Origin of the sequence: Vibrio ostreicida (assembly GCF_013074385.2) — a bacterium.
Lineage (GTDB): Bacteria > Pseudomonadota > Gammaproteobacteria > Enterobacterales > Vibrionaceae > Vibrio > Vibrio ostreicida.
Genome location: NZ_JABEYA020000003.1, coordinates 178,531 through 191,244, shown reverse-complemented (window position 1 = coordinate 191,244; position 12,714 = coordinate 178,531). Strand labels below are relative to the sequence as shown.

General features: G+C 48.7%; 8 protein-coding genes. 2 read left to right on the top strand and 6 right to left on the bottom strand.

Features of this window, described 5'->3' with window-relative positions; translation table 11 throughout:
- Positions 1-28 precede the first annotated feature (28 nt).
- From HLM86_RS07820 to HLM86_RS07795, 6 genes are all read right to left on the bottom strand, one after another.
- Entirely contained in the window at positions 29-1,192 is a 1,164-nt protein-coding gene (locus HLM86_RS07820) for a CpaE/TadZ family protein (protein WP_076588449.1), read from the bottom strand.
- A gap of 2 nt (positions 1,193-1,194) precedes the next feature.
- On the bottom strand, positions 1,195-1,821 hold the full coding sequence (locus tag HLM86_RS07815) for a CpaD family pilus assembly lipoprotein (RefSeq protein WP_076588447.1): 627 nt from the start codon (positions 1,819-1,821) through the stop codon (positions 1,195-1,197).
- Positions 1,822-1,828: 7 nt separating this feature from the next.
- The gene (locus HLM86_RS07810; RefSeq protein ID WP_076588445.1) at positions 1,829-3,232 is read right to left on the bottom strand and encodes a type II and III secretion system protein family protein; all 1,404 of its coding nucleotides are present in this window, start codon (positions 3,230-3,232) and stop codon (positions 1,829-1,831) included.
- 18 nt (positions 3,233-3,250) lie between these two features.
- Positions 3,251-4,090 carry a Flp pilus assembly protein CpaB gene (gene cpaB, locus HLM86_RS07805; RefSeq protein WP_076588443.1) on the bottom strand — a complete coding sequence of 280 codons (840 nt, stop codon included), beginning with the start codon at positions 4,088-4,090 and terminating at the stop codon, positions 3,251-3,253.
- A gap of 14 nt (positions 4,091-4,104) precedes the next feature.
- Positions 4,105-4,287: a Flp family type IVb pilin gene (locus HLM86_RS07800; RefSeq protein WP_076588441.1), complete on the bottom strand. Its 183-nt coding sequence runs from the start codon at positions 4,285-4,287 to the stop codon at positions 4,105-4,107.
- 74 nt (positions 4,288-4,361) lie between these two features.
- Positions 4,362-9,242 (bottom strand): Lcl C-terminal domain-containing protein, encoded by a 4,881-nt coding sequence (locus tag HLM86_RS07795; RefSeq protein ID WP_170882546.1) that lies wholly within the window; start codon positions 9,240-9,242, stop codon positions 4,362-4,364.
- Positions 9,243-9,448: 206 nt separating this feature from the next.
- Here HLM86_RS07795 and HLM86_RS07790 point away from each other — a divergent pair, with 206 nt between their 5' ends.
- A complete protein-coding gene (locus tag HLM86_RS07790) occupies positions 9,449-11,473 on the top strand; it encodes a hypothetical protein (RefSeq protein WP_217702138.1) in 2,025 nt (674 codons plus the stop codon).
- 202 nt (positions 11,474-11,675) lie between these two features.
- Entirely contained in the window at positions 11,676-12,398 is a 723-nt protein-coding gene (gene nfsA / locus HLM86_RS07785) for an oxygen-insensitive NADPH nitroreductase (protein WP_170882545.1), read from the top strand.
- Positions 12,399-12,714: the final 316 nt, after the last annotated feature.

Below are 12,714 nucleotides of genomic sequence, written 5' to 3'. Positions count from 1 at the left end.
GTCGCCCGAGGCTTGGTTGAACTGAACATCATGCACTCCTGTTCCAAAAGCGATACGACGGCATCGCTGGCTCATCGAGGACTTTATGCACCAATTGATTCAGCGCATTAAGGAACGGTCTATGACCTTTAAGTGGTGATTGACCCAGCGAGTTGCACGACAAAAAGTGCTTCGGTGCAAACGGCACTGAAGCATCAACGTCGATACCGAGGGTACGATGAATTTCCTTGAGTCCAATCAATGATGCATGGTTCGACTTGGTATGATTGACCACAATCAGGGTTTTCTTGTTTTCGTTCATCTCAGAGCCACCCGCCAAGCCCTTGATGATTTGTCCTGCGTTGCGAATCGAGGCCAGTGTCGGTTCAACAACAACAATCCGCACATCCGCACTCTTGAGCACGCTTCTTCCCACCTGATCACGCAGTGAGTAAGCCGGTATATCAAAAATAAGATTATCGGTATTGTGCAAACAGTCACGACTGAAATGGCTAAGCGCCTGTTTATCAGGCCAAAAAGGTGCACTGTCGAGTGGCAAATACCCCGTAAACAAGGTCAACCCAGACTGTATATTGATGCCACAGCGTTCAAACACCACCGGCTCTAGGCGCTCTGGGTACTGCAACATTTCAACCAGAGCTTCGTTGCCCTGAACATTAAACTGCAAGTCCAAATCCCCAGCAGAAAAATCAAGATCGACCATGGTCACCGACTGCTGACGTTGATTCAAAGCTCGGGCTAAACTGGCGACCAGAGTCGATGTCCCTGCCCCGCCTTTCGCACCAACCACAGAAATCACTCGTCCTGAGTGGCTCGCAGGAGAAGGCGGCGCAAAATTCAACGAGGAAAAACAATCGGGTGCAGCAGGGTTGACCACATAGTCAACCGCGCCAGAGGCCAGCATCTCGCGGTAGAAGGCGATCTGGTCGTTGTTGCCAATAACCACAACTCTCCCGCCCGTTCGTTGGACAATATCACGCACCCAATCAACCGCGTCTTCCAAAGCCAGAGCGATCACATCCAGCACGATCACTCCATAGTCCTCCATTAACGCCTGTTTGATGATTTGCTCTCGGTCAAGTGAGACCTCAACTAAGCGGGTAATCCCCTGTTCGGCAAACGCCAAGCTGAGCGAGTAATGATCCATCGCTGGGGAAAAGGCGACCAACGCCGACACACTTTGTGTTTTCATGTTCAATTCCCCCCCGAGGCTTCAGACAACGCTGAGCCTGAATTCTGGCTGATGTTGTTGGCCGTTGCGGGGGCAACATACGCTTCTACCGCTGCAACGGCCTTAGCACCATTGGTCGGCCCCAGTGGCTCTCCCACAATCAGATCTTTGGGGTTCGCCACCATTTGAGCGAGGGCCGCGGCATTTGTACACCCATAAGACGGATGACTTTTGTATTGATTCAACACCACAGGCGCTAACTTACCTGTATGACAGGCGTTCACTTTGGCGCGAAAGGATTCGACGATAATCTGAATATCCCCCGAGCCAAGCTGCTTGGTTCGTTCGGAAACCATTTGATGCTGAGCCACACCTTGCGTCACCAACCCGCGTTTGATGGTGGCGACCTGAGCAGCCCCTTTATCTGAATAACTCAACAGTTTTATTCTCAATCCGTAGGGCTGACCTCGTTGAGAGATAAAGGCTTCTATATCCTGCTGCTGTGATGACGAGAGTTGATTGTTTTCTACCGTCAGGGTCAGCGTATTGCTCACTGAAACCACATCAATGGCAGGCTGTCGGTGCAGGGATTCAGAAGCACAGCCTCCAAGCGCCACCGACAACAGTAGTATGCATGGTGTTAATTTCATAAGTACCTCAGTAGTAAAATCCATTGTCACCCAACAGGCGGGGCTTGCGATTATCGGTGTAGGAGGATTGACCAGCCGCTCCTACCGGTTCTTCATCCGGCAAAGCCAGTAACCGCTCCAGATCGCTTTGTGGGATTAAAGCGTCTGTTGGCAAAGGCAAGTTATCGCTTCGGGTAGGCTCCACCAGATAGGCGGTTGCGATGATAATCAGTTCCGTTTCACTACGCTGATACTCATTGGAACGAAACAACCCACCCAAGATCGGAATATCGCCAACACCGGGCAACTTTTGAAGTTGTTCAATCTCACTGCTTTGAAGCAATCCCCCCAGCGCAAAGCTTTGCCCACTGGCCAGTTCGATAGTCGTCGAGGCTCGACGCGAGGTAAACGAAGGTAAAACATTGCCATTGAAGACCGTCTGGTTATCCACTGAGACACTGCTGACTTCCGGCTCGACTTTGAGGCTTATCCGGTCTGGACCAAGGACGACGGGTTTGAAATTGAGATTGACACCAAACGGCTTATATTCAATCGTCGCGTTATCCCCCTGAATCAGCGGGATCGGTACTTCCCCCCCAACTAAGAAATTCGCTTCCTCACCTGACATAGCGGTCAAGTTTGGCTCAGCCAAAATGGACATATCTCCGGTCGAGGCCAATGCATCCACTAAGGCACTCAAGTTGGGTTTCCCCCAACTGCTGACATCCCACGATTTGTTGTATAAAAAGCTGCCAACGACGTTATCAACCGAGCTGCCGTTGGAGACCAATGACCCCCACTTAATACCAAGTTTGTTCGACACATTACGTGAGACCTCAGCAATGCGGACCCGAATATTGACCTGCGTGGGCATCGTCACCACCATTTGGTTGATCAGTTCATCCCTGCGGATAGACGTTGAGTTATCGGAGCCACTGTTTGACGACTCACTCGACTGTGACTCACTCTGATTACCTTGGGGTGCCGAAATGGGCGATAAGTATCCCCGCGCAACATTGACAATGCTGTGTGCCATCGCTGGCGTTGGCACACTCCCTTTTAGCCACAGCTTGCCTCCTAAAGACTCCGAACGTACAGAGGCATCGGGGAATTGGGTTTTAATCAGGCTATCGAGCTCTTGGGTATCGTGCACAACACGGATTTTTTTGTGATAAATCACCTGCTCTTTTTCGTTTAACACCGTGATGGTCGCGGTGCCCGCCTCAATCCCAAACACCATAATTTTTGTGTTAGTCATCGGCTGGTAATCGGCAATATGGGTGTTAGAAATAAAAATGGATTTCGCCTTTTCCGACAAACGGATCATGGTAGCTTCATTAATATTCACTTCTAACGCATTAGCCCATGCTGGAAGTACCATCATCCAGACGCAGAGCAGCACTAAGCGCCACCGGCGAAGTAATTGGTTCATTGTTGTGTCCTGAAGTTGTTAGTTTTTGTTGGGTTGCGCTCTTAACTGGATCAAGCCGACATCAGGGGCGACTTGCTTACTTTCTGGGTTAATTTCTGTGGCGGTGACGGTATAAGAAGCAGGAAGAGAGGCTTCTAGCTCACTGGCGCCCCGCAAAGAAAGCGTCAAACGACCCAACTGATTGGCCAAAACAATCTGAGTGGCTTGCTCTGGCGTGACCTCCAGAGAAACCGAGCTGTTATCCGGTATCTTGGCACCATAGTCGTGCCGCTTTTCCTGAAAACCCTGAGAGCTCGAAAGATTGTTAAACGCAAGAATACGGACATTTGTCGCAATAGTGCTGACATACAAACCTTCGACCAGATTGTCGTACTTTTTAAGTTCACTCACTTTTGACCCCAGTAGAAGTATATCTACCTTGTCACCTGGCTGGACAAACCCAGAATTTGCGGTGACCTGATCAACGGGGACAGACACCGCACGAAAACCTCGCCGAACATTGAGAGCAAGCGAACTGCCACCTTGTGGGGGAACCAAATCCGCCGCCCCCAAGATCTGATCTTGCTTCATTTCAATATGAGCGATGCCGCTGGCGAGATGAATCGCATCAAATTCCTCTTCCGTAATAAAATCCACATAATCAGACAGTTCATTTTCGGCAACAGATTTCCAGCGAAACATGTTGGGCGTATACACCTGACCAACACCGATATTCTGGCCAGAGACCAACACCCGCTTAAACACTTCTTGGGGCGTTTTTTCTGTTTGTTGTACGGAGTTGCTTTGACTAAACAGCAACAAGCCTATGCCAATAAAAGACAAGAGGATCGACAACATCATTAGGCGCTTAGCAGTCATGCTCAATCCTTAGATTAATTTCCCGAATCTTTCGTTTGCTCTAGGGAGTCGATGACGGTGTTATAGGCACCGACAATCGCTTGGGTCAACTTACCTTCGCTGCCACCGACAAACGTCAGTAACACCACCGACATCGCTGCCGCCAATATGGCGTATTCAATAGCTGCCGCACCACGCTGTTTTTTTCTGATTGACATTAAATGCTCCTAAGAAAGAGAAAGGACAGCCCAACCACTGGGCTGACACGATGATTATTTAGATAATCCTCCGGTTATTTGGACACAAACCGATAAAGGTAATGACCGCCTTTTCCTCCATACAAAATGGACTCGCTGACGTTACCTTTAGAAAAATCGAACAACTCCAAACGCTCGTCCGTTGAAGCGTCGGTTAAATAGAGTTTTTTATCATAGCCATTTTGATACTCAGGCTCGGTGCCAGAAAAAGCCGTTTCATCCCAAGGGATTAAGCTCGTCAGTTCAAAATGAGAGGGCAACCGCCAATGAGACTGACCACACCATGATTGTGCATTTGCTACACCGAGAGCTTGTTTTACTTCGCTAAAATACTGATAACGGTCAGCCGTGTTGGGCTGGTATATCTGCCATATTTCTCCTGAACGTGTATTTTTGGCACATTGGGCGTCCACTCGCCGATCCGTGAGATCACCATTCGAGGTCAGGTACTGCCATTGAACCGGATCTTCACGTACCAACCTTGCCAACGTCACCTCACGCTGACCGCTCTCAGCGTCTCGAACGTAGGACTGCAAACTCGCTCGATTATGAATGGTGGAAAATTGATACGCGTACTGCTGTGAAGCGCTGGATGCCAGATTTGTCCAATAATAAAATCGAACCCCGCCTTGGTAATGGGAAAGGTCATACTCCGGTAACAACGCTTTATGATGGTGAAAGACATCAGTGTTGATCGTATAACCATCATTCTTAACGTTATCCACCTTGAATGTGGCAAGACTTTTCAATTGCACAACATGGGGCAATGCCCAATCATCAAATCCACACAGTTTTTTCTGGTTGACGTGTTCTAGCAGGCCTGCGGCCCCCATAACACTGCGAATATCAGCGCCAGAGGTGTCAAAAGGCATATCGTCTTGGCCGTTGGGCAACCCATTGTCGAGCAGCATCCACAGACGACGCTTTCCACCAGTAGAGGTATCCTCTACACATTTCCAGACATTATCCTCAGTCACCGACACCGGTAAGTAGCGTCCGAAAAGATCGACCTTAGCAAACCGCCCATCAATCAGCGCTTGCGCCGAAGTCACGGCATAGCCAGCCTGATGAGCACGGTTCAAACCATCATTCGCGACCAGAGACAGGGATTCAACCTGATCCTTGATAGACAAAGACAGCCACTCAAGTTTGATCGACTGGGCGAGAGTGCCCAAAGTGGGAAACCCCTCTAACAGACCAGCCAAGCTGCTATCCAGCGTCTTCTCAATCGAGCTGATGTTTAAAAGGGCTTTCTCCAGTTCAGCGAGAGTACGGTGAAGATCCAGTGAAGCTTGATGGATCTCTCCCCCAACATTGGCCGCTTTAACACTGTTTTGTTTGAGCACGGCTAACTGATAGTGGTGATTAGCCTGACTAAAGGCAACACCAAACTGAGCAAGATTGACGGTGGCGGCCAAGGCCTGATTAGCCTGAGTTAACTGCTGGATCTGGGTTCGATATTGCGCCACTTTCTCTATAAAGCCGACGCTGTCTTGGTCTGCTCTGTTGTTGACAAAACGCGCCTGAAATTCAAACTTTGCCAAACGCACGCTTGTTTGCTCTTGATGCCCCTGTAATCGGGTCAGGGTTGAGGAAAGCTGGTCACGCATTTGAGCACTGTCGCTGTCAAGTTCAGCTGGTGTTTTAGTGCCGTTCTGACTTGCCAAGAGCCAAGCATTAAAAAAGGTCATCGCCTCGTCCAATTCGGCCGCTTGTTCACCAAGTAATGTCGTCATCGTCACCAGCTCTGAGCTGATGTCCGCTAGCAAATCTTGACTCTCGGGGATTGCCCAACGAGCGAAAACGAAATTGGAGTAGCTCGCAGGTGGGACTTCTACCCCATGCCTTAACGTCACGAACTGACCTGACTTATTCGCCCAAATGGGATAATCATTAGCGTCCGAAAGTAAATACGAACGTACCCCTTCGGGGAGGCTATCATGAGTTCTCGCCGACCGTTGCGCAACATCATCAAAATTAGGTACAGCCCAATAGTCAATGTCGCACACAGACAACTGATTGACTTTATCTAACAGGGTTTCTTTTTTCGGGTGAGAAAGCCTCAGCGCCCAGAACACGGGTGTCCCCTTACCTTGGACATCATATTCCGCAATACAATTTACCGCAGACCACCCACCGTGGGTTACAAAATCCGCCGCTGTTGAGAAGGTGTTCATCGGTACATACTGCAGCGCCGTAAACTCACCGGATATGTTGCTTGCCCATAACACCTCACTAGAGGGACTTTCCAAACCCGATATCGCATTTTGCTTAAGTCGCAGACCGACAATACTCTTATCATACGCCTGAGAACCCACAAATTGAGGCCTTTTGGAAGCCGTTTGCCAGCTCGCCCCTTGATCGACGGTGAACTCATAATATTCTGGCTCATTAAAATCAACCCGATGGCCATCCACTGAAGCAGACACGTAATCCCACCGAATCGAATTCGAGTTTATGCCTCGATAGGAAGCAATATGTCCATTTGTTGGCGCAGGCAACTTAGGCCGCGCCGTATACATCGCGCCATTGGTCGCCACCGCTCCTGCTTGTCTTCCATTAACTCGGTTAGCACGAACTCGAAGGTAAACTTCTCCGATTGGTTTTGCGATATCTCCAACAATCAGAGGTTTTTCTGGAACGGGTGCCCATTCGCGCCCTCCATTGACGGACCATTCGTAATCAGATAAAGCAGAGAATCCTGCCACATGTATCCAGTCAAGTGTGTCACGAATATCATCCACTTTTAGACCCGTTGGTGCCAAAGGCGCACTCGGTCGCTTTGTCAACGCCGTCGCGTTTGCCAGCACCGCACTCGGTTCACGACCATTGGAAGGGTCCCTCTTAATCCGAACTTCAATACTCCCAGAGAGGTACTCCCTATCGTCCAGTTGAATCGGCTTGGCATCGAGTGTTCTCCATTGTCCTTGATCGATACGGTACTGATAGTGGTTTGCTGACTCGAAACCTGATACCCATGCCCAATTAAAGGTGTTCAACGCATCATCAACGACCCCCTGCGAAGGTGCTGCTGGGGTTGGCGGCCTGACCGTGAAGGCTTGATCCGAACACAGACTATCACCGACAGCCCCACCCATGAGCGCAGCTACCCGAATACAAATCTGGCCAGCCTGAAACGCATCATTGCCAATCACTTGAGGTTTAGAGGTAACAGGGCGATAAGAAACCCCATAATCAAGCGAATATTCATAATGTTCGAGGTTGTCGTAGTTCGTAACCAATTTCCAGTCAAACCTGTCCTCAGCATCATTGACCATCGAAGCTTTAGGTGCCGCTGGCTTGTTGAGCACTTTGTGAAACGCAGTATCAACCACCAAAGACTGTCCCCAAAGGCGGCCATTGGTCGAATTTGCTTTGACTCTCACTTTAATCGTGTTGGCAGAAATGCTCACGTTGCCTATATGATAAGGGTTAGCCGTCACCTCTTGCCAACCCTCGCCGACATCGATTTGATACTCTTGCGCCTGTTCAAAACCTGGCACCCAATTCCAAGACAGGAGATCCGAGTCATCATCAACAAATCGCAATGCAGGCGCAAGTGGAGTGTCCGGTTTTAGTGTCATCGCTATCGTTGATTTCACCACGTGCCCAGCGGGACTTCCTGAGGTAACATTTGCCTTTACCCTCAGTTTCAGGTGCCCGATAGGGACAAACACATCGCCAATCGGTTGGGGTTTTTTCACGACATCAACCCACGTTTTTCCATTATCAAGCGTATACTCATAGGCAGAAAAATCAGGGTAGCCCACCGAGTCTTGCCACACAATTTCATCACGTCCGTCATCTAGGCTCAGAGACACTGGCGCTGCGGGTATCACTGTTTCAGTGAAAGCCTGTGAAGAAATCAATGCCATACCGGCAGCAAGTAACCGCTCCCGATTGGCTGCAATGCGTATTTGAACTTCACCCTTAGGGATAGGCTTCGCGCCAACAGGTAGAGGTTTAGCCGTCACCGCCTGCCAGCTTTTTCCTTTGTCCAGTGAGTATTGATAATCTTTTAGGTCAGGAAAGCCACTTAGCAACGTCCAGTTGAAGGTGTCTGCCGCGTCGTTGACAATGCCATGCTTTGGCGCACTCGGACGCAACAGAATTTGGTCCCCATGGATATCGTCTTGAGTGATGGAAAGTTGGTGCCGATAGTCATAGCCAATCTCATTCAACTCGTCATTGGTATCACTCCAGCTCATCCCATCGGGGATCTTGTCTGTGCGAGACTTAACGTCTGCGATAGCCAGTTGCCCTAAGCGCTGTAGCGCTCCTTTTCGCACTAAACTGGGAGCTAAACCGTAATTGGCAGACTGTATCATCCCCAATTGGAGCGATCGGGCGATGCCTCTGGCCAACTGATGCAGCTCACGTCCCTGCAATGAATCTTGCGTGACATAATCAGACACAATCATGTCCGCAGATAGGTTGAGATCATTGGCCAATTTCTGAGCCGCTTCATCAAATCCTGTTCCACTACTTGCGGCTAAACTGGCGACCATCGAGGTAAGCGGGCTTATCACTTGATGTCGATACGATGGCACTTCTAAAGTAAAACTGTGCGCTAACGCTTGCCCCTGATCATCTGAATCTAAGGTTTCCCCTGCGACAGCCTCGACCAGCAGCATATAATTCTCGATCGCCCCTTCATAGGGTAACGTGTAGCGACCCAATTCATCAGTACGCACGATCTCGCCATCACTTGAGTCACAAAAAGCGTTGCTGTTTTTGTCTAAGCAGACGATGGCATTTTTAAGATAGCCATCGAGTACCACTCCAGAGAGAAAAAAACCAGATTGAAGCGCCACAGATGGCGTCTCTAGTTTAGGGTCAGATTCATTCCCACCGCCACAACCGATAAGCAGGATAGATACCGCTCCGGCACTGAGCATTTTCGTCAGCATGGTCACCGCTCTCGACTCCTTAAAATTATAAATCCATTCAAATTTGAGGCGGTGATGTTAATTTAAATGATACTTACTATCAATATCATTTGATCTTTTATTTCATATAATGATTAAATGTCAGTATTAACCACTAGATTAAAAATGACTTTATAAAACTATTGGTTAAAAAACCTGAGATATAAACAACGTTATAAAACTATTGGTTAATTATGCTTACTAAAACAAAAAAACACGCGGTCGCCATAGCAGTATCTGGCGTGCTCACTTTAACGGCTTGTGGCGGCAGTGATAGCGACTCTGGAGGAGCCTCATCACCCAATGTTGTATCCACCTACCACTATCAAAAAATCGCCACCTGCGCCGATCCCGACCTTGATGGTGTCTGCAGTCAATACGAACAACAGGTCGCAGCAACCAGTGACTATTCACGCATGATGGAGGTCGACGGCGCCATACTCACCTCACCAGCTGAAATCCGTATTATTTCCCCCTTCACAACGTTGCTACACAGTGAAATGCTTTACAACCCAGATCTGGGCGCGAGTGTTGAGAAATCCAAACAATATCTCAATGAAAAACTGGGTAAACACGTTGGGGTTGACTTTCTTTCTCTTGACATCAGTCATGGTCCTGTCGATGCCACTGCCATGCTTATGGCCTCGTTACGGCAAGCTCAGGAACAGGGCTCAAGTGATTCATCCATGGTCAATATTGCGCAAGCCCTTGACGCCATGATCAAATACAAAACGCTGGACTTGTCGGCGATCAATTTACGGACTCAGCAGTCTCGGCATATCTCGTTGGATGGCTCCCTGCTGATTCACGGCTCTCAAAGTGATACCGGGCTGACAAGGATGAAGTCCATCGCTCTCAACCCAGCAAACAGTCGGATCATCTATGTTGATGCCAATGACAATATCAAACAGCTAGATACATCGACTCGACAAGCCATCGCGTACCGTGCTGCTGAACAAACAACAATCACATCATTTGACGATGATGATGACGACGATGATGATGATGACCACTATGGAGGCTACATGGATTACCTCTATGGTTATATTAAAAATACCTCCAATGAACTCAAACAAATTGTGCCAGCACTCAATAGCGTTCAGTCCTATAAGCTGTACACTCCGACTCTGACCTCGACAGAGAGCTTTGTGTGTAATAACACCGGTGGCAATGGTATTTTTCTCACCAGCCTTCAGGATAAGGCCGGTAACATAAACGCGTCAGTCCCCATCGCTCGAGCAACAAGAGACACCTTATTTGATAGCTATGGCGGAGCATCAGGGAGCGAAATTCCGCTTCCGGTTCCCGCTCAACCAACGGTTCCACTGTCGGCATCGTCCTGCTTTAATGATAATTTTGAATGGATGGTCCCTCTCTACCAGAAAGGCATCATTGTTGCCGAGATCAATAATGGATTTAACGCCAATGGCGATCAGCTACGAAAGTTAGATGCAAAAACACTGGCGATGGACCCCGAGGTCTATTTGCTGCGATCAGATCAAAATACGGTGGTTTTTTCCAAAGATGACCGCGAACTATTGCTGATCTCCGACGATCTCGCAGCGCCTCAGCTGCTTCAAATTAATGATTTCAGCCGTACATTACCGCTGACGATCAATGATGTAAGCACAGCCAGTTTCGCCACAAATGGGCAACTTGTCGTCGCTCTCGCCTCAAAAAACACACTCATTTGGACCAATAAATTGCCGAATACCCAGCAGCTTGGAACGGTCGATATCGATGGCAAAGTCAAACTGATGGACTCATCACCGAACGGAAAATTCACGGTCGCCGTCACCACGACCAGCCTGTATTTGCTCGACAACGTGACACGAACCATCGCGAGGACCCTCCCGTATGACGCGAGCAAAACCACCCACTTGTTTGTCCAAAACGACAAAGCGATAACCATCCATAACACAGGTGTGGAATACTTCCAGTTTGCTAATATTTCAGGTCCAAGGCTTAAAGTCGCCGCCCAACTTGTCACCAGACAACTGATCGACAATTGGCAAAACACGAGCGCACCGGTATGGGGGCCCACCAACCTTAGCTTCATTCTCGACCCTACCGAACAAAATGACCAGATCACAGAAACCTTTAGCGACATTGGCCTCAACTGGATTCCCGCCTCCGCGACACAAGCCAATCAGGTTACCGGCGTCTACATTACAGGGAGAAATCGAGGAGAGCGCACCAAAATATACAAACCCCTCTAGGCAATCTTAGCTTGGTGTTTTCTAACCTAGTCATTTTGAGGCCATCTTAAACCGATGGCCTGATTGCCACGCGTATCGACTCCAAACACAAATAAGCGATTTCGTTACCCGCCAAATTGATGACCTCACCTTGCTTTATGACTCGACTTTTTACTAAGCAATCGCTATGTTGCATAAAAAACTGTTCAAGGAGCCATCCATAATGACACCTGCCATCGAAACTATTCTATCTCACCGTTCAATCCGCAAGTTTACCTCTCAAGCCATTGACTCTAATCAACTTGAGACCATATTGGCATCGGGTTTGGCCGCATCATCGTCCAGTATGTTGCAAGTGGTCTCGATCATTCGAGTCACGGATAAAGAAAAACGTCGGGCTCTCGCGCACCTGTCCGGCGATCAGCCTTATGTGGAAAGTGCCGCCGAATTTTTGGTCTTTTGTATTGATTACCAACGGCACTTTAAAATCAATCCTGAGGTACAACCCGATTATACTGAATTGACCCTGATCGGCGCCGTAGACTGTGGGATCATGGCACAAAACTGCCTGTTAGCCGCAGAGTCGATGGGGTTAGGTGGGGTCTATATTGGTGGATTAAGAAGCGCGGCTGAATCCGTTGATCGCTTACTTGAATTGCCTGATTATTGCGCTGTTTTATTCGGCATGTGCCTAGGCCACCCCGACCAAGACCCTCAGGTTAAACCACGTCTGCCCACCAAAGTCATGGTCCACGACAATCAATATCAGGCGCTCAATCTGGAAGACATCGCCAGCTATGATCAAACCATGCAAACCTATTACGCCCAGCGCGGCAGTAATCAAAAACAAACAAACTGGTCTCAACAAGTCACGGGCAAGCTGGCGGGGGAATCTCGACCCCATATTAGGAGCTACCTTAATAGTAAAGGCCTCGCCATAAAATAATCGGTTCGGCCCTGTCCAAACACCTATCGAACAAGAAAAACAGCACTGGCCACCCGTTGGGGGGTAGGAGCAATAAGGTTGCCAGTGCTGCGTTATTGATCAGCCCATGTCAAACACACATTGAGCATAATCGAGCCAAGCATGACAACCCTTAAGCCATCCAGCCCTTGTCATCACACGACAAAGCAGATGGCCATGTTGGTGTTTCAGCTCATGCCTTAGCCTCGCTATTGTCCCTCTTTAATAGGCAGACAAAAACCGAAATAATTATATTTTATCCATCCTTATTTAACCGAAAAATGCCTTAATTTGACTT

Bases quoted from the DNA above. Each gene is read 5' to 3' on its own strand.
- HLM86_RS07820 (WP_076588449.1), bottom strand. From the start codon at position 1,192: ATGAAAACACAAAGTGTGTCGGCGTTGGTCGCCTTTTCCCCAGCGATG.
- HLM86_RS07815 (WP_076588447.1), bottom strand. From the start codon at position 1,821: ATGAAATTAACACCATGCATACTACTGTTGTCGGTGGCGCTTGGAGGC.
- HLM86_RS07810 (WP_076588445.1), bottom strand. From the start codon at position 3,232: ATGAACCAATTACTTCGCCGGTGGCGCTTAGTGCTGCTCTGCGTCTGG.
- cpaB (WP_076588443.1), bottom strand. From the start codon at position 4,090: ATGACTGCTAAGCGCCTAATGATGTTGTCGATCCTCTTGTCTTTTATT.
- HLM86_RS07800 (WP_076588441.1), bottom strand. From the start codon at position 4,287: ATGTCAATCAGAAAAAAACAGCGTGGTGCGGCAGCTATTGAATACGCC.
- HLM86_RS07790 (WP_217702138.1), top strand. From the start codon at position 9,449: ATGCTTACTAAAACAAAAAAACACGCGGTCGCCATAGCAGTATCTGGC.
- nfsA (WP_170882545.1), top strand. From the start codon at position 11,676: ATGACACCTGCCATCGAAACTATTCTATCTCACCGTTCAATCCGCAAG.